This is a genomic window from Bacillus aquiflavi, assembly GCF_019915265.1.
Taxonomy (GTDB): domain Bacteria; phylum Bacillota; class Bacilli; order Bacillales; family Cytobacillaceae; genus Bacillus_BT; species Bacillus_BT aquiflavi.
Genome location: NZ_CP082780.1, coordinates 489,567 through 507,981, shown reverse-complemented (window position 1 = coordinate 507,981; position 18,415 = coordinate 489,567). Strand labels below are relative to the sequence as shown.

18 protein-coding genes and 1 pseudogene are annotated in these 18,415 nt (G+C 36.6%); 1 reads left to right on the top strand and 18 read right to left on the bottom strand.

Annotated elements, in window-relative coordinates; all coding sequences use genetic code 11:
- Window positions 1-171 precede the first annotated feature (171 nt).
- The 17 genes and pseudogenes from K6959_RS02600 to fabL form a co-directional block, all read right to left on the bottom strand.
- On the bottom strand, window positions 172-1,512 hold the full coding sequence (locus K6959_RS02600; RefSeq protein ID WP_223087557.1) for an aspartate aminotransferase family protein: 1,341 nt from the start codon (window positions 1,510-1,512) through the stop codon (window positions 172-174).
- Between the two features lie 18 nt (window positions 1,513-1,530).
- Entirely contained in the window at window positions 1,531-2,997 is a 1,467-nt protein-coding gene (locus tag K6959_RS02595; RefSeq protein WP_163240318.1) for a CoA-acylating methylmalonate-semialdehyde dehydrogenase, read from the bottom strand.
- A 152-nt stretch (window positions 2,998-3,149) separates the two neighbouring features.
- Window positions 3,150-4,754, bottom strand: a complete 1,605-nt coding sequence (locus tag K6959_RS02590; RefSeq protein ID WP_223087555.1) for a PucR family transcriptional regulator — start codon at window positions 4,752-4,754, stop codon at window positions 3,150-3,152.
- A gap of 119 nt (window positions 4,755-4,873) precedes the next feature.
- Window positions 4,874-5,386, bottom strand: a complete 513-nt coding sequence (locus tag K6959_RS02585) for an undecaprenyl-diphosphatase (protein ID WP_223087554.1) — start codon at window positions 5,384-5,386, stop codon at window positions 4,874-4,876.
- A 95-nt stretch (window positions 5,387-5,481) separates the two neighbouring features.
- Window positions 5,482-5,967, bottom strand: coding sequence for a hypothetical protein (locus K6959_RS02580; protein WP_163240324.1), 486 nt, complete (start codon window positions 5,965-5,967; stop codon window positions 5,482-5,484).
- Window positions 5,968-5,977: 10 nt separating this feature from the next.
- Window positions 5,978-7,516, bottom strand: a complete 1,539-nt coding sequence (locus tag K6959_RS02575; RefSeq protein ID WP_223087552.1) for a sodium/proline symporter — start codon at window positions 7,514-7,516, stop codon at window positions 5,978-5,980.
- 15 nt (window positions 7,517-7,531) lie between these two features.
- Complete coding sequence (locus K6959_RS18735) at window positions 7,532-7,657, bottom strand: hypothetical protein (RefSeq protein WP_258561155.1); 126 nt, start codon at window positions 7,655-7,657, stop codon at window positions 7,532-7,534.
- A 65-nt stretch (window positions 7,658-7,722) separates the two neighbouring features.
- Window positions 7,723-7,950 carry a hypothetical protein gene (locus K6959_RS02570; protein WP_163240328.1) on the bottom strand — a complete coding sequence of 76 codons (228 nt, stop codon included), beginning with the start codon at window positions 7,948-7,950 and terminating at the stop codon, window positions 7,723-7,725.
- A 27-nt stretch (window positions 7,951-7,977) separates the two neighbouring features.
- The gene (locus K6959_RS02565) at window positions 7,978-8,193 is read right to left on the bottom strand and encodes a hypothetical protein (RefSeq protein ID WP_163240330.1); all 216 of its coding nucleotides are present in this window, start codon (window positions 8,191-8,193) and stop codon (window positions 7,978-7,980) included.
- Window positions 8,194-8,232: 39 nt separating this feature from the next.
- Window positions 8,233-9,708 (bottom strand): NCS1 family transporter, encoded by a 1,476-nt coding sequence (locus K6959_RS02560; RefSeq protein ID WP_163240332.1) that lies wholly within the window; start codon window positions 9,706-9,708, stop codon window positions 8,233-8,235.
- Window positions 9,709-9,777: 69 nt separating this feature from the next.
- The gene (gene hydA / locus K6959_RS02555) at window positions 9,778-11,190 is read right to left on the bottom strand and encodes a dihydropyrimidinase (RefSeq protein WP_163240334.1); all 1,413 of its coding nucleotides are present in this window, start codon (window positions 11,188-11,190) and stop codon (window positions 9,778-9,780) included.
- 39 nt (window positions 11,191-11,229) lie between these two features.
- A pseudogene (gene preA, locus K6959_RS02550) lies at window positions 11,230-12,526 on the bottom strand (NAD-dependent dihydropyrimidine dehydrogenase subunit PreA).
- A gap of 65 nt (window positions 12,527-12,591) precedes the next feature.
- Entirely contained in the window at window positions 12,592-13,920 is a 1,329-nt protein-coding gene (locus tag K6959_RS02545; RefSeq protein WP_223088288.1) for an NAD(P)-dependent oxidoreductase, read from the bottom strand.
- A 152-nt stretch (window positions 13,921-14,072) separates the two neighbouring features.
- Window positions 14,073-14,963 carry a nitrilase-related carbon-nitrogen hydrolase gene (locus K6959_RS02540; protein ID WP_163240338.1) on the bottom strand — a complete coding sequence of 297 codons (891 nt, stop codon included), beginning with the start codon at window positions 14,961-14,963 and terminating at the stop codon, window positions 14,073-14,075.
- A 291-nt stretch (window positions 14,964-15,254) separates the two neighbouring features.
- Window positions 15,255-15,503, bottom strand: a complete 249-nt coding sequence (locus K6959_RS02535) for a YgaB family protein (RefSeq protein ID WP_163240340.1) — start codon at window positions 15,501-15,503, stop codon at window positions 15,255-15,257.
- 161 nt (window positions 15,504-15,664) lie between these two features.
- On the bottom strand, window positions 15,665-15,862 hold the full coding sequence (locus K6959_RS02530; RefSeq protein WP_163240342.1) for a gamma-type small acid-soluble spore protein: 198 nt from the start codon (window positions 15,860-15,862) through the stop codon (window positions 15,665-15,667).
- Between the two features lie 101 nt (window positions 15,863-15,963).
- Entirely contained in the window at window positions 15,964-16,713 is a 750-nt protein-coding gene (fabL, locus tag K6959_RS02525; RefSeq protein ID WP_223087551.1) for an enoyl-[acyl-carrier-protein] reductase FabL, read from the bottom strand.
- Window positions 16,714-16,832: 119 nt separating this feature from the next.
- Between fabL and K6959_RS02520 the strand changes: the two genes are divergently transcribed.
- A complete protein-coding gene (locus K6959_RS02520) occupies window positions 16,833-17,057 on the top strand; it encodes a cytosolic protein (RefSeq protein WP_163240346.1) in 225 nt (74 codons plus the stop codon).
- A gap of 138 nt (window positions 17,058-17,195) precedes the next feature.
- On the opposite strand, the gene mutY is transcribed toward K6959_RS02520, so the two are convergent.
- The gene (gene mutY / locus K6959_RS02515) at window positions 17,196-18,293 is read right to left on the bottom strand and encodes an A/G-specific adenine glycosylase (RefSeq protein ID WP_163240348.1); all 1,098 of its coding nucleotides are present in this window, start codon (window positions 18,291-18,293) and stop codon (window positions 17,196-17,198) included.
- Window positions 18,294-18,415: the final 122 nt, after the last annotated feature.

Sequence of the window (18,415 nt, the reverse complement as noted above, 5' to 3'; positions counted from 1 at the left end):
CAAAAGAAAAATTGCTTTATCGGATTACTAGCGGGGCTGACCGCTAGTAAGATAAAGTTTTTTTCCTTTGAAATGATTTTATATTATTTTAAATATTGTGTCAATTCTGTATTTTTGACAAACCCCTTCCTCACTAATAAGGAAAGATAATATTATTTATAATAATCCGTTTTATGCACCTACTATGGTCTTCACAAGAAACTCTATGTCTTCTGTTTCAATATTTAATGGCGGTGCAAGTGCTAGTACGTTGTTATATCCAGCAACAGTAGTACCGTTCTTTCCTACTATGACACCATTTTCTTTACAAATTCCAATCACCTTATTTACGATCGCTTGATCAATCGGTTCTTTAGTCGTCTTATCAGCAACAAGTTCGATTCCAATAAGCAACCCTTTACCTCGAACATCCCCAACATATGGATGGTTTTGCAATAAAGCATGCAATTGATTCAGAAGTTGACTTCCTACTTCTTTAGAGCGAGCAGATAAATTTTCCCTTTCCATAATTTCGAGGTTTTTTAATGCTAGTGCACATGCAGCCGGGCTTCCGCCAAATGTATTAACATGACGAAAGTATTCATAATCGTCACTTCCTTTAAATGCTTCATAAATTTCTTTTTTTACGGCTGTCGCAGCTAGCGGCAAATAAGCGCTTGTAATTCCTTTTGCCATCGTAACGATGTCTGGTTCTACATCATCATTCATAAAACCGAACGGCTTTCCAGTTCGGCCAAATCCACAAATGACTTCATCGGCAATGAGTAATGCCCCATGTTTCTCACAAATTTCTTTGACGCCCTTCATATATCCTTCTGGTGGCATGATAACCCCGCCCCCGGTAATAATTGGCTCCATGATGACTGCTGCAATTGTCTCACTAAGCTCCCATGTCATCACCCTGTCAATTTCCTTCACCGCCTTAAGCTGATGTGAAGGGCAATTTTTTTCTTCATGATCACGGTAACAATCAGGAGGTGCAACATGAACAAAACCAGGAGCAAGCGGTTCGTACTTATACTTTCGCTCCGCTTGACCAGTAGCAGCGAGCGCCCCCATTGAATTACCGTGATAAGCTCTGTATCTCGAGATGATTTTATATCGATGATGCTCACCGTTTTGATGATGAAATTGACGGGCAATTTTAAATGCTGTTTCATTCGCCTCCGATCCGCTATTTGAGAAAAAGATGACATAGCCGCCGCCTAAAAGCTCATTAAGCTTTTCTCCGAGTTTTATTGCAGCTTCGTGACTTTGGGTAAGTGGAAAATAAGCGAGCTCCTTCAACTGTTCATATGCGGCTTTTGCTAATTCAGTTCTGCCGTAGCCTACATTTACACACCATAAACCTGACATGGCATCTAAATATTTTTTTCCTGTATTATCTGTTATCCATGATCCCTTCGCTTTTGTTGCAATCACCGTTCCTTCAGGGTTGTATGGCTTCATTGAGTGCCAAATATATTTTTCATCTTTCGCTAATAAATCCTCACCCGCATTTACCTTTGTCATCTGATCACACCACCCTTTTTAAAAATCAAATCGAGAAGTAATCATTTTTTTACGAGTATAAAAGTTTATCCCGTCTTTTCCATTCACATGTAAATCACCATAGAAAGAATCTTTCCAGCCTGAAAACGGGAAAAATGCCATTGTTGCTGGTACGCCTACATTAATGCCGAGCATACCTGCATCTGCTTCTTCACGAAACTTTCTCGCTGCTTTTGCATCTTTTGTATAGATTGTTGCACCATTTCCAAATCGTGATTTTCGAATATATTCTAATCCTTGATCTAAATTGTCAACTCTAAGCAGGCTTAAAACAGGAGCAAAGATTTCTTCTTTTGCAATTGTCATTTGCGGTGTTACATGGTCAAAGATCGTCGCTCCTAAATAGTTTCCATCTTGTAATTGTTCCATCTCCTTGCGACCGTCACGAAGCAGCGACGCTCCTTCTTCAAGCCCTTTTTGAATATATTCAAGCGCTTTTTTACGATGTGATTCTCGAATAACTGGGGTTAATAAAACGTCATCCTCCATCCCATTTCCAATCGCAAGTTCATCTGCTTTTTCTTTAATCGTTTGTACAAATTGCTTATTATCTCCTACAATTACTACGGCACTGCATGCCATACAGCGCTGTCCTGCGCTTCCAAAAGCTGAACTTAAAACATGCTCGACAGCTTTTTTGATATTTGCATCTGGCATGACAATATGATGATTTTTTGCTCCTGACAGTGCTTGAACACGTTTCCCGTTAGCTGCCGATCGCTCGTAAACATATTTAGCTACTGGTTGTGAACCGACGAAGGAAATCGCCTGAATATCTTCATGTTCAATTAACCTGTTTACAACATCATGCGCACCATGAACGACATTTAATACTCCAGCGGGAGCACCTGCCTCGGCAAATAACTTGGCGAGCCGATTTGCAAGAATTGGTGTTCTTTCAGATGGCTTTAAAACGAATGTATTGCCGCATGCAACGGCGAGCGGAAACATCCAAAGCGAAACCATCATCGGAAAATTAAATGGCGTAATCCCCCCAACGACACCTAATGGATAGCGAAACATTTCTGAGTCAATCTCTTCTGCAATTCCTGAAAGAGATTCACCCATCATATGTGTAGGAGCGCCTGAAGCAAATTCAACGCATTCAATCCCGCGTTGAACTTCGCCATATGCTTCTGTGTAAGCCTTTCCATTTTCCTGGACAATGAGTCGTGCTAGCTCCTCATGATGTTCTGTCAGTAAATAATGGTATTTAAATAATATTCGTGCTCTTTTTGGGACAGGAATGTTTTTCCATGTTTTAAATGCTTCCTTTGCAGCAGTAACAGCTTTATTTACATCCTCTTTTGTCGATATTGGTACTTTTGCTAACACTTCTCTTGTAGCAGGGTTTGGCACTTCTAACGTTTCATTACTATTAGAATTAACCCATTGACCATTAATATAGTTTTTCAAAATAATTGTTTCATTTTTTGTAACAGTCATTCAATAGCCTCCTTAAATCTGGATTTTTAAAATATTAAACTTCCAAAACTACTTTTCAATATACTTACATGTATTATTGCTTAATTAAAAAAGACTTTCATTAGACAGATTGTTAAATTGAAAGAGTTAGTTTTTCCACATATTGCAAAGATTTAATGTTCATATTGCAAATGGATCACTTGTTTAGTTGATATTAAATAGTCGTAAGCTAACATCATAAATTCAATTGCAAGTCTTTTTTCAGATGTCATAAAATCTTTTCCTAATAATGTTTCTAACTTTTCAAGGCGATGGTAAAGAGTTTGCCTTACAATGAACAAATGTTTCGCGGTTTTTTGCTTTGATCCGTTATATGCTAAATAAGTTTTGAGTGTCTCCATAAGCTGACCATTATATTTCTTATCATATTGAATGACAGGTTCTAAATATTCCATGACGATTTCTTGAAGATCTGTATGCCTGTTAATAAGTGAAATAAGACGATACATGTGCAAATCTTCATAAAAATGCCAATCATTGTTTTTGGACAGTTTGTTTATTAATTTTAACGTTTCAATTGCACTAAAATAGCTTTTATGTATTTCACTTAGCTGATTGACGTACTTCCCAATTGCAAACGGGGTATTTGCAAATTTTTGTTTCCTTACAAATTCAGCATTTTTTATTCGTTGAAACCCTTCTTTCATTCTTGCTTTCCATGCTTTTTTCGAACGCTTATTAATTAAAATAAATACAAGCCTATCACGTATCTCTGTTATAAAAACAGCAAAACCTTGCTGTTCAAAAATAGTTCTAAAAATTAACTTAAAGTAAGGATCATCAACATGATGATCTCTTTTAACAGTTGCATAAAGTTTGCAAATACAGACGACTCCTCCGTTCCACTTTCGCTCTGGATCATAATACATTAAATACTCTCTAATAACCTCTTCACTATGCCCTTCACTAAGCCATTCCTTTATCCATTCAGATTCGTTGTTCCGTTTTTTTTCTTCAACAAACAAATTCCTCATAAAATGCTGAGCAATTGCTGTTACTGTCCTATCGAGTATTAATAAATCAAATTCTGTTAAACTTCTATTTTTCGAATGGATCATTAACTGAGCATATTCATTTCCAAAGACTTGAACAGGCTGATGAGCGGTAGATAATTTATCTCCTTCCTTCATTTTTTGCAATATTTCTTCCTGATCATTTTTTGTTAAATTTGGAACTACAGCTTCAATTTCTTCAAAAATAAGCATGACATCTACATGAATGTATTCATGTAAAAATAGTAAAATTTCTTCATAACTTTCGAATTGTAATGAATTTTTATTTAACTGTTGAGAATAGGACTCTAAATTTGAAATCATTTCATAATGTTGGTTAATAAGTAATGAGTGGATATCTTGGGTAATTTCTACAAAAGGAACTTCTTCATGAAAAAGAATAAGCGGAAAAGAATATGAATTTGCTAAAGCGATAATTCCATCTGGTATTTTTTTCGTATAAGCTCCTATTTCGATGCACAAGCCAGCTGCATCACTTTCAATTAATTGTAAGAGAAATGAGCGAAATAATGCATCATTTTCTTTCCAGCCGACTCCAGTCGACAAAATTAACTCTTGTCCGTTTAAGAGCTTTTTAATGTTCGTCACTTCAACTACGTGAACCCATTTAACTGACCTAGTTACACCATCAATCCCAGCAACAACCTCAGAACATTCAAAATGCTTTCGTGTCAAAATTTCTTCTACAGACAAATAAGATCTCATCCGTTAATTCCTCCAATATCATTTCAGATGATATAACAATGCGACAATTTCATTGATGAGGAACTTTTGCAATAGTTTTGTCGATTCAGTTGTCTAAGTAAAAATATAACAATAAATCCCTATTGTTTCAAATTTTTATTTTTTGAAAATGTGCAGCCAGTAAGCATGCTCGTTAAACTGCCGATTAGAGCACTTCCGAGCACATCGGATGGATAATGATGTCCTAGCCAAACCCGAGAAAAACCCGTCAACGTTGCCAATCCTCCAAGTATGGCCCCAAGCACCCGTTCATGGAGGAATATAGCGGTAGATACAGCAAAAGTAAGCATCGTATGTTTACTTGGAAATGACGAATCCATTTTTGAAGGAATAAGAATACCTACCCGACGTTTTACGAACGGACGAGGTTTAAAATAAAACAGCTTAATAAAAAAAAGAATCAATAAAGCAAAGAGCGCAGACCTTGTTGCATGTACAGCTTCATTTTTGTGTGCAGAACTTTGATAGTATTTAAAAATTAACACTAAAATAAACACGTAACGAACCTTTTTTGAAATGAATATCATTAGCATATCTAACAGCGGGAGATGACCTGAAAACCGATTGATCGCTCTAAACATTTTCTCATCCATCATAAATACCCCTCACATTTTTGTAATGTCCGTAGTATTTCCTAGTGATTGAGAAACAATTCCCGAGAGCCTTCTTTCATCTCCCCGCTAAAATATTATGATAAAGGATGGTAAGCTAACGAAATAGCATCGACAATAAGACGGTGATGATGAGCTCCAGTTTTTTCGGTCACAATCCAATATGGGCGATAAAATAACTTATTCTTCACTAATTGAATTGTTGGAGTAGTTAGAAATTTCAGTTTCAGCATTAGCATGTCATTTATAAATTGTTTTGCAAGCTTAGCCGCTTCTTGTTGACTCAATTTAGATAATAATTTTTTTGAATTTTTATTTACAGTCATACTTATCAAAGAAGGATCATTTTGAATAATTGAGCCTCGTCCACTAATTAATTCGATTGTACAGCCTACTTTCCCCTCCGCCTTAAAAATTCGCCTTGTTTTAATTGCGTATTGAAATAAAGAGTATGGATAGTAAACTAGCTGATCAACCGTAAATGTTGAAGCTGGACTCATATTTTTCAATAGAGCTGTAACCTCATCCTCTTCATATTCTATTTGCTGAGTAACAATATCCATCTTATCCTCCTTATAGTTGATCAGAAATATTTTTCGCTTCAGGTGCCAGTTCTTTGGCAATATTTTTTCCTAGTATTTTTGGCAAGTTTCGCATTCCTTTTGCTCGTTCAAAAGCTTCTTCAACCTCCTGAGAAGGAGGTTGTCCAAAATAATTACCAATAACCATTCCGATGATCGAAATCATTAAACCAGCTAAAAACGAATGAATAGCTGTAATCCCTTCTAATTGAAGCAATGTCCAAAAAATATTTGTAGCTCCGCCGCCAATCATTGCAAAAAGCGCCCCCATATTGTTCGCCTTTTTCCAATAAACAGAAGCAACGTACGGAACAATAAAGCTATTTCCTAAAACGCCGAATGCAAAAATAACAAGGGCAAATACAGAAGGAGGCTCGTAAATGGCAACAATGACCCCGACAATTCCGCCAATTAAAATACAGAGACGTGAAACTAAGATCATTCTTTTTTCAGATGCCGTTTTATTAATAAAACGCTGGTATACATCTCTTGCTAAAATGCTTCCTGCCTGCATTAATAATGAGTCCGATGTTGACATGATCGCTGCCATAATCGCTGATAATAAAATTGCAGCAAAAAAGCCTGGAAAAAATTGATAAGCAAGCTCCGTAATTACCATTTCCGGATCAGCTAAATGAGGTAATAAAATAATTCCGATTAACCCTAAAATGTACGGGGAAAAAATAAAAATTTGATTCCATGAAGCTGCCCATAAAATTGCTCCTTTAACTGTTTTAGTGCTTTTCATCGACATATGACGAACAACAACATGAGGAAGTCCCATATAACCGACAGAGTAAATAAGAATTGCCCCTAAAACAACCCCCCATTGACCATAATAAACTAAGTCCTTCCCCCAAATACTTAAGTAAGTCGGATCAATATTGGCAAGTGCTTTATTCATCCCAGAAAGCCCGCCGACATGTAAAAGTGCCATGATTGAAATACCTAATACACCTAACACCATAATGATCCCTTGAACAAAATCTGTATAGACAACTGCTAAATAACCGCCAGCAACTGTGTAAAAAATAATCACACCGACACCAATTAAAAGGGATAGCTCATAAGGAAATCCCGTTAGTGTAGTTAATGCTTTTCCTGAAGCAATAAACTGGGCAAAAACGTAAGCAAACAAGAACGTAATCGAGATGACTGATCCAACTACCCTAACTGCTGCACTTTCATAGCGCATTTCTAAATACTCAATCGGTGATAGTGCGCCGAAAATTTCTGACAGCCGCCGCATTCTCTTTCCTAATACAGATAAATTGATAATCGCACCGCCTGCATCCCCAATTGCATACCAAATCGCATACCAACCTTGTTGAAAAGCTAACGCAGGCCCACCCATAAACATGTAGCCGCTCATCGAACTGCTTTGCATTGTCATTGCAGTAACCGCTGGTCCAATGCTTCTTCCTCCGAGAAGATAATGATCTACTGACTTTGAAGCTTTTCTAGATACCCATAACCCAATCAAAAGCAAGATGATTAAATAAACAAGAAAAATAATTGCATCTGTTTTCAATTGTAATCTTCCTTTCTATTCATGATCAGTTTCTTGATCATCTTCTCGCTTCAATTTAATATATAAAATCACAGCAAGCGTCATCCAAATAAACGGCCATGGAATAAACCACAAAAACGTTTTAATCGGTAAATGAAACAAACAGCGCACCTCCTTACTAATAGAGAAAAAAATTCCCTTTGAAAGGAAACCTTTTTCATTACTCTTCATTTTTTTGAGTATACTTGGATCTCATTAAGCATTTTTCCAAATTGTTTTTCATCGTAAAATTGCTCAGGTTTCCAATTATTAAAAATCCATGTTACTAACTCCTCGGGTGTATTAAAATATTCCCCGCTTGAATCTGCCTTTCGGAGCATATACCTGCCGTTATCCTCATCAATTGTTACTTCGCAAGGATAAGCACTCCCTTTACAGCTTAATAAATATTCCATAACCAAATTTCTCCTTTCTTAAACATATTAAAATTTTTGCTTGTTTAGTAAAATAGAAGAAAAATACTTACGGGCGTCAGCTGTCATAATATGCAACGTTTCTTTCTCCTTTGTACTGTCTGTTTTCGTAAACTCAACAAAAGCACCACTGACATTTTCAGTCACACCCGTGATTCTATATCCTTTTTGCAATAAATAATCAATTTTATCTCTTTCAGCAAAAAATTTTTTACTTTCTGCCATGTTCGTCCTCCTCTTATTTCATCCATTTATTGTTGCGAATCAATTGGAATCGATGAATCCCCTGAAACTTTGGCAACTATTATCGAAAGATTTTTCAATCTCCCAATCACGGCCAACAGTAATCCCTAAATATTTTTCATCGCTAGGATGATCAATTTCTATTTGTCTATATTTTTTAAACCACCAATATTTTGCAAGTAAATAGTAGGTAGCTCCGCCGATAAGAAACCCGACGACAAATGAATATGTCGGCAAAAAGTAAGAAGCAATTCCTCCAAACAAAAATGCAATAAATCCCGCTAAATTAAAACCATTCATATAGTAATATTGGCCATCATTTCGATATAAATCTTGAACATTCACTCGACGCTTCCGCAGTAAATAATAATCTGAAAATAAAATCCCGGTAATAGCGGACAAAATCCCTCCGATCATTAACAAAAAAGGAATGATAATCGCAAATAAATTCCATGGCTGTACGACCGTTCCTATTATTCCGGCAATAAATACACCGACCCAAAACGGCACTTTCGGTCCGCCAAGGTTAGAAAAAATTGTTGCCGCCGGCACAACATTTGCAGCAGTGTTTGTTGACCATTGGGCAAAGATAATCATTAGCAGCAAAATAGCTAAAATCCAACCGTTTGCTGCTTCTTGAAGGGCGACAACCGGATCATAATTTGATACGGCTATATATGAAACAGCACCAATAGCGACGATAAATGTTTGTGCTAACGGCATTGCAATAATACTGCCTATTAAAGAGGATTTATTGCGTTTAAACCAGTTGCGTTCGTATTTAGGAGCTTTAATAAATCTAGAAATAGAAGGGATGTCAGCAGCTAACGTTGCCCAAAATCCCATCACACTAAAGATCACAACAAAAAACGCTGTAACAGCTGCACCTTGCGACATAGGATGTTCAACCCAAGACCAAATATTTCTTCCTTGCTCAACTGCGCGTTCTGATAACGTACTATAGATCCAAATAGAAATAAGGATAATAATCGGAGCTGCTAAATCAGAAAACCGTTCAATCGCCTTAATACCAAACGAAGTATTAATTAATTGTACGGCCGCAAAGATACAATAACACGTAATCCAATGATCAAAACTAAATAAAATATACAAGATTCCATTCATAGCTGTTGCTCCAAAGTATGTGTTAATTCCAAACCAGCATGAGGCAGAAATACCGCGAATAACTGATGGAATATGAGTACCAATCGTTCCAAAGGGAGCCCTCATATAGACTGGAAATGACAGTCCATGTTCAATACCAATATCTCCAATGATTGTAATCATGAACCCTATCGCAACACAGCCAATTAACGTTGCTAAGATGACCCACCCTAACGAAATTTGTTGAACTCCCGCTCCTCCAATCGCAAATGCTGCAAGGACAACTGCCATCCCAATCCACATAACCGAGAAACCTAACGTCCCAATTTTTTTATCATTGTACGCAATCGGCAATAAATCTGGAGACTTTAAATATTGATCTTGATCCTCCATATATATGCAGCACCTCATATCTATATTTTTTTATGTTTTATTTTTATAATATTTTGATAATTACGCTTGTTACATCAGCAATTTTTCTTCAAACTGCTGAAGCATTCCATACTTTGCTCTTTTTAAATATTGTCCGTTTCCTGCTTGACCAACAAACTGTTTATTTTGAATAACAAAATGGCCTTTCGATAGAACAGATATAGGTTCACCTGTCACTTTCATTCCTTCAAATGCATTATAATCAACTGCCATATGATGTGTTTTGGCAGAAATAACCCGCTCGATATTTGGATTAAAGATAACAATATCAGCATCTGCCCCGACAGAAATTGTCCCTTTTTTCGGAAATAGACCAAATAGCTTAGCAATTCTTGTTGATGTTATATCAACAAATTGATTTAAAGAAATACGTCCTTTCTGAACACCTTCAGAGAAAAGAATGCTCATTCTATCTTCAATAATTGGACCTCCGTTCGGTATTTTTGAAAAGTCACTTCTGCCTAATTCTTTTTGCCCTTTAAAGTCAAAGGAACATTGGTCTGAACCGATTGTTTGCAACTGACCACTTTTTAACGCATTCCAAAGCACATTTTGATTTGATTTTTCTCGTAACGGAGGAGACCAAACATATTTTGCCCCTTCAAAGTTTGGCTTTTCTAAATACGTCTGATCGAGAACTAAATATTGCGGACAAGTTTCTCCCCAGATGTCTACTCCGTTGCTTCTTGCCTCAATTATTTTCTCTACTGCATTTGCACACGACACATGGACAACATAAAGCTGTGAGTTTGCTAAGCCTGTCAATTGAGCTGCTCTGCCAGTTGCTTCTCCTTCTGCCTCAGGGGGTCTTGTTAAAGCATGATAAATAGGTTCAGTATTCCCTTCATTTAGAGCCTTTTTCGTTAAATAGTCAATAACATCACCGTTTTCTGCATGTACCATTACGAGGGCTCCAAGCTCTTTTGCTGTTACAAGTGTGTGAAATAACATTGCATCATCAGCCTGAAATACATTTTTATAAGCCATAAATACTTTAAAGGATGTAATTCCTTCATTGTTAATGACAGACGGCAACTCTTTCAGAACCGAATCATTTATTTCACTGATCATTAAGTGAAAACCATAATCAATTACCGCTTTTCCCTTCGCCTTATGATGCCATGTTTGAATCGCATTTTTTAACGGCTCACCTTTACTTGTTATACAAAAATCAATGACTGTTGTTGTTCCCCCAAATGCAGCAGCGATTGTTCCTGATTCAAAATCGTCTTTTGTAACGGTTCCACCGAACGGCATATCAAGATGTGTGTGTGGATCAATACCGCCAGGAAATACGTAACATCCTGAAGCATCTATAACTTCAGCCATCTGTTCGGAAAAAATTTTCCCGATCGCTAATATTTTCCCATTTTCTAATAATAAATCGGCTTGATAAGTATCAGTGGCGGTTACAATTATTCCGTTTTTAATTATTTTTTTCATTTACGCATCTCCTCTTCTATCACTTTAAAAACAAATCATTTATTTTAAAACATCAACTTCACAATTGGCAATTTTTCCGAGAACTTTTTGCCGTTCATTCCATGTCATAGGCGGATGTTCACTACGAACTTCGACCATATCAATTGCGCCGTTAACAGGGCAAACGATCGAGCAAAGATTACATCCCACACAATCATCTTCACGGACTTTTAAATAATTCTTGCCGCTTGCTTGATCTGTTAACATGTCAATACATTGATGTGATGTATCTTCACAGGCAATAAAACATTTATTACAGTTAATACATATATCTGAATTAATTTTTGCAACAACTTTATAATGAAGGTCAAGATCACCCCAATCTGAATATTTTGGAACAGACTTCCCGACTAACTCTGTAACAGATGAGAGACTTTTTTCTTCAAGATAATAACGTAATCCTTCAATCATATCCTCAACAATTTTAAATCCATGGTGCATTGCGGCGGTGCATACTTGTACACCGGTTGCACCCATTAATAAAAATTCAACCGCATCCTTCCATGTAGAAATTCCACCTATTCCTGATATCGGAACGTTTATATTTGGATTTCGTGCACATTCGGCTACCATATTTAATGCAATTGGCTTTACAGCGGGTCCGCAATATCCGCCATGCGCCCCTTTACCGCCAACATGAGGAATTGTATTCCATGTATCTAAATCAACACCTGCTAAACTATTAATCGTATTAATCATACTAATCGCATCTGCTCCGCCTTGTGCCGCGGCCTCCGCTGTAACCGTAATATCTGTAATATTCGGCGTCAATTTTACAATGACAGGTGTTGTGGCAACCTCTTTTACCCAATAAGTTTGTTTTTTTTACCAACTCTGGTACTTGACCAGATGCAGACCCCATCCCTCTTTCCGCCATTCCGTGCGGACAGCCGAAATTAAGCTCTAAACCGTCTACGCCTACATCTACATCTTCAACACGTTTCACCATTTCATGCCATTTTTCCTGTGCTGGTTCTACCATTAGCGAGGCAACAATTGCATGATTCGGAAAACGCTTTTTTGTTTCGTAAATCTCTTTTAAGTTCACTTCTAACGGTCGATCGGTTATTAATTCAATATTGTTAAAGCCTGCTACTCGCTGACCATTAAAACTCACTGCCGCAAACCTTGAGCTTACATTTAAAATTGGTTCCCCCAAAGTTTTCCATACTGCTCCGCCCCAGCCAGCTTCAAAGGCTCGTTGTACTTGATATCCTGAGTTAGTCGGGGGTGCTGATGCAAGCCAAAAGGGATTTGGTGATTTAATTCCAGCTAAGTTGATACGTAAATCTGCCAATCTTAAAACCTCCTTATTTTGATCGTAAGAGGAAGCTTTTCCCCTATAACATACACATTAAAACATTAAGCAGTTTCAAAAATATGCTCGGAAAATTGCTTATGAATGGCATAGGCAGCTTCTTTTCCTTGTTGTGCAGCTGTGACGACCATTGCTTCGCCTTGTCCTTTTCCAAAGATAACATCTCCACATGCAAAAACTCTTCTATTTGAAGTTTGATATGTTTTTTGATTAACTTTGACGATACCGTTATGATGGTCTAAATTAAATTGTTCAATTAAATGAATATACCGTCTCTGTCCAATCGCTTTTATTACTGCATCAACTTCAAGAACAAACTCTGATCCTTCTATAGGGATTGGACGCTGTCTGCCATCTTCTTCAGGCTTACCGAGCTTCATTTGAATACACTCAATCCCTGTTACTCGCCCATTTTCATCACCAATAATTCTTTTCGGTGCTGTTAACCATCTAAATTCAACTCCGTCTTGTTTTGCAAATTCATACTCAAAATCATAAGCAGTCATTTCCGCTTCTGTTCTTCGATATAAAATTTTCACATTTTTTTCTCCGAGCCGAACTGAACATGTTGCCCCATCGATCGCTGTGTTTCCTGCACCGATTACGGCGACACGCTTACCGGCAAACTTATCTGACAACGGCTTTGTTTTTGTATCTTTTACAAACTGGATAGCATCGTACACACCTTCTAGTTCTTCACCCTTTATTTGAAGGTCGAAAACATCAGCCATTCCAATTGCTAACACGACACAATCATAGTTTTCCAATAATTCATTTGTTGAAATATCAGAGCCTACTCGTGTATTTGTTCGAATTTCTACATCTAAAATTTTCACTTGATTTACTTCCCAATATGAAATGGATTGAGGTAATCGAAAGGAAACAATTCCATACATATTTAATCCGCCTGCTGCTTCTTCGGCTTCAAAAATAGTCACTTTATATCCTAATCTTGCAAGTTCTCGAGCAGCTGATAATCCTGCTGGACCCCCGCCAACAACTGCGATCGATTTCCCGTTCTTTTCACCACGTTTGAATAATATTTGCTCATTTTGAATTGCCCAATCAGTTGCATAACGTTGCAAATCACCTATTAAAATTGGTTTCGTTGACTTGTTTAATACACAAGCACCTTCACATAATTCCTCTGTAGGACAAACTCGTGCACAGCTTGCTCCGACTGGGTTTGCAGACATAATTGTTTTTGCTGAACCTTTCATATTTCCTGATGCAATCTTTTTAATAAAAGCAGGAATATCTATACTTGTAGGACATGCTTTAATACAAGGTGCATCATAACAATACAAACAGCGATGTGCTTCCTCCACCGCCTCATGAGCCGACAACCCTTGATTCACTTCTTGAAAATTCATCAATAGCTGCTCTAACGATTTTTCTAACCTTTTAGTGCTATTCAACGAATTGTACCTCCTAATAATGAGATTTATATTTTAATAAGGGAAAAAATAAGGTCTTACAAAGATGATAAAATATATACATCTATGTAAAACCGTTATGTCTCTTCTTATGGAAGTAATGAAGTCATCTCTCCATACGTTTCTGGTCTGCGATCACGATAAAATTGCCAAATATCGCGAACTTCACGAATAAGTTTTTTATCCATCTCGCCAATCACCACTTCATCTTTATCACGACTCCCGATCGCAACAAAACTGCCTCGCGGATCGACTAAATAAGATTGTCCATAAAACTCCCCCATACTCCATGGAGATTCTGTACCTACACGATTAATGGCTCCTAAATAATACCCATTCGCTACTGCATGTGCAGGCTGTTCCAGCTTCCATAAATATTCGGATAATCCAGCGACAGTTGCCGAAGGATTAAAAACAATTTCCGCTCCTTTTAACCCTAACAAACGTGCCCCTTCAGGAAAGTGACGATCATAACAAATATAAACGCCTACTTTGCCAAAAGCAGTATCAAAGACTGGATACCCTAAATTACCTGGCTTAAAATAAAACTTTTCCCAAAAACCATGTCCATCATTGCCTACTCGTGCATGTGGAATATGCTGTTTTCGGTATTTACCTAAATATTTTCCATCTGCATCAATTACAGCAGCTGTATTATAATATGTTCCGATACCCACCTTTTCGTAGATTGGTAAAACTAAAACGATTTCTAATTCTTTTGCAAGTTGTTGAAACAGCTTAGTCGTCGGTCCATCCGGTATTTCTTCAGCGGCATCATACCACTTTGGATTTTGCTCTGCACAAAAGTATGGACCGTAGAATATTTCTTGTAAACAAACCATTTGCACTCCCTTTTCTTTTGCTTTTTTTACTAATTTAAGATGTTTCTCAATCGATTCCTTTTTATGAGCAGCAACGGATTCATTTCCATCTAAATGATGAGAAGCTTGAATTAAACCAATCTTTACAACATTAGGCATTTAAACTCCTCCTTTAACAATGGCTATGTTCAATATTGTTGTTTGTTGGTCATTTGTGTGAGATGATATCTAGAAGATTATGGATAAATAGGCTAATTAATTAACAGAGTTATATAACAAAGCCTTTTTTAAAAAAATTTAAAGCGCTTTCAATTATTTCTCAGGACAGTAACCTAACCTTGTTGTTCAAAGTTTGTGTTTATTTTACTTCTATTAACTTTTGTTTTCATTGCACACTTTGTAAAATGATCTTTCATTTTCATTTAGCAAAATGTCACTCTTGTTGCAAAATTATGAATGTGACTTCTCCTTGTAAGATTGAATCAGTTCATTCGTCTGTTTTTCAAATATATGTTGTATTTCTGTTAATCTTGATTTCATACACACTATTCTTTCGCGGACAGTTTTTAACGCTGTTTCATTATGTAAATTGTGCAATTGCCGTTCAATTCTTTCATATCGCTCTAGTTCTGATTGAGTATTTAATAATTCATCCATCGTTTTCATTTGTTTGAAAACTAATTCGTTAAATTTATTCATCTTTTCACCTTTCCTTCATTGTATTAGTTATGTATTCTTGTAAATTTTCCAATTCCCTTTATCTAAATATGTTGAGTTGAGAGAACCTTTGTCGAAATAATTTTTTATCAAAAAAAAGAAGGTACTCTTCCGAATGGAATAAGTACCTTCAAAATATTTTATTACTGGTTTTGTTGTCCAAAAGTTCCAGAATTTTTAGCTTTACGAGCTTCAGCTTGTTGATTTTGTTGTCTTACTTCTTGCGCATCTGTTTCACTACCGAATTCAGTACCGAAAGTTCCTTGTCCTTGAGCAGATTGTGCATTTTGTTGTTTTACGTGTTGGATGTTAGTTCCAGATTGTGAATTATTTTTTGCCACTGTTATCACCTCCACAGTGATAATGTAACCGACAAAAGAGAAATCTATCCAAAAAACACCCATCCAAAATAATCCAACTCGTGTTGGCTATTTAAAAGAACTTATACAAGTAATGAAATACCGCCATCGACTATCATTGTTTGTCCTCTAATCATATAAGCTTGATCAGATAATAAAAACATGACTGCATTTACAATATCATCCATTTGGACCATTCTTCCTGCTGGTGTTTTTTCTTTTGCTTCTTCAAGCAGCTGTTCGCGGTTTGGAAAATGCTTTAATGCCTCTGTGTCTACTGCTCCGCCTGATACAGCATTAACTGTTATATTTTTTTTTGCAAGCTCAACCGCTAAATATCGTGTTAATGCTTCTACTGCTGCTTTTGAAACACCGACAGTTGTATAGTTTTCTAAATAGCGAATTGAACCAAGTGAACTAATACTGACAATTTTACCTCCATTGTTTTTTTCCATGCGCTTCGCTGCTTCTTGCGCACAAAATAATAACGCTTTACTATTAATATTCATCGTCCAGTCCCAGTGAGTTTCCTCTAATTGTAAAGCTGGACGTAAAACTCCTGATGCAGCGTTATTTATAAATACATCTAGCCGATCAAAATGCTCATCAATTTGTTGAAACATTTGTTTAATCTTTCCAACGTCGCCTACATTTGCTTTAACGACGAGAGCCTTTCTTCCTAATGCTTCTATTTCTGCTGCTGTTTCTAGTGCTGCTTTTTTGCTTCGAGCGTAATTAATAATAAGATCATATCCTGCTTCCGCTAAGCGAAGAGCAATTGCTTTGCCAATTCCACGGCTGCTTCCTGTTACGAGTGCGACTTTGTTTTGCATTCTTAAATTCCTTTCAACAAAAAATTTATTTAATTTAATTTTATCTTTTCTATGTATAGAACACAATGAGATTCAAAACACTATTTTAGAAATATGATTTAAGAAGGGAGTAACATAAAATGTATGTTGGTCGAGATATGACCGAATTATCAATGATGCCAAAAAATGATTGGGAAGATAGTGAGTTAGCTTTTTTTCATCATTCGCTTCAGCAAATAGCCCCTTATTTAAACGCAGAAGGACAAACAATTTATCGTGAAATTCTCGCGGAAATTGAACAACGCGGCGGTTTAAATAATAAAGAGGCTACATATACAAACGGTACAAGAACTAGTTACGATTAACCTTTTACAAAAGCAGAACACCATGATGAACCCCATGGTGTTCTAAAGATTGTTGACGAACAAGCTCATGAACTATATGTTCAATTCGCTTCCGCCTCTTGCTGTGTGTCTTCAGTCTCGCTAAAATTGATTATTCATCTACAATTTGCTATTCTTTAAAAATGCTTTCAATATTTTTTGATGTGAAACGGGAAAAGCAAGCTTAGTTATTTCTTCAATTGTTACTAGTTTTAACTTATCACTTTCTGTCACACTTGTTTGAAGCTCCCCTTTATAAACACGTATATTCCAAATTAAATGAGTAAACACGTGTTCAATAGAACATAAAAAATGCTCTGGATTTGCTGTAACATGATAAGTTTCTTTCAAAAAATCTTTTAAGCGGGCTTTCTCATCACTAAAAGACAAATGAAGCTCAACGTTAGGGAATTCCCATAAATCAGCCAATAAACCTTTGTTTGGACGCTTATGAATTAACAATCTTCCAGCTTGATCTGTTAGTACGGCTGCGGCTAACTGAATCGAACGAGGTTTCTTTTTCTTAGTTTTAACTGGTAAATGATCTTCGACTCCTTCTTGAAAACCATGGCAATGCTCACGAACAGGACATAATAGACAAGATGGTGAAGTTGGTGTGCAAACAAGTGCTCCAAGCTCCATGAGCGCTTGGTTAAAAAAAGATGGATTTTCATGGGAAATTAATTCACGAACTGCAGTCTCAAATATCTTTCTCGATGAGGACTTTGCAATATCGTCCCAAATCGACAATATCCTTGATAATACACGCATCACGTTCCCATCGACAGCTGGTTCTGGCAGATTAAAAGCAATGCTTAAAACTGCGCCTGTCGTGTACGGACCTACCCCTTTTAAAGATGCAATTTCTTCTTTCTTTTTCGGCACTTGACTATTATATTTTTCCTTAACCTCTCTCACAGCCTCTTGTAAATTGCGGGCTCGAGAATAATAGCCAAGTCCTTCCCATGCCTTCAACACTTCTTCCTCGTTAGCTTCTGCTAATGCATCAACTGTAGGAAACTTCTCGATAAAATTATTAAAATAAGGAATAACTGTATCTACTCTTGTTTGTTGAAGCATTATTTCTGAAACCCAAATTTTATATGGGTCTTTATCTTTTCGCCATGGTAAGTCTCTTTGCTCTTTTTGAAACCAATCGATTAAGTCTTTTTGAAAAGAAATTTTATCAAAATCGTGAAGATTTTTTAAACTGGTCAATTTCTATTCCTCCATGATGTTATACTTTTATTAAAAGAGGGAATATAATATTAAAGTTTACTTTTTTATTTTTGCGCTTTATTATCCTTTTTTTAATATAAATGGTAAATATGGGTTATTTT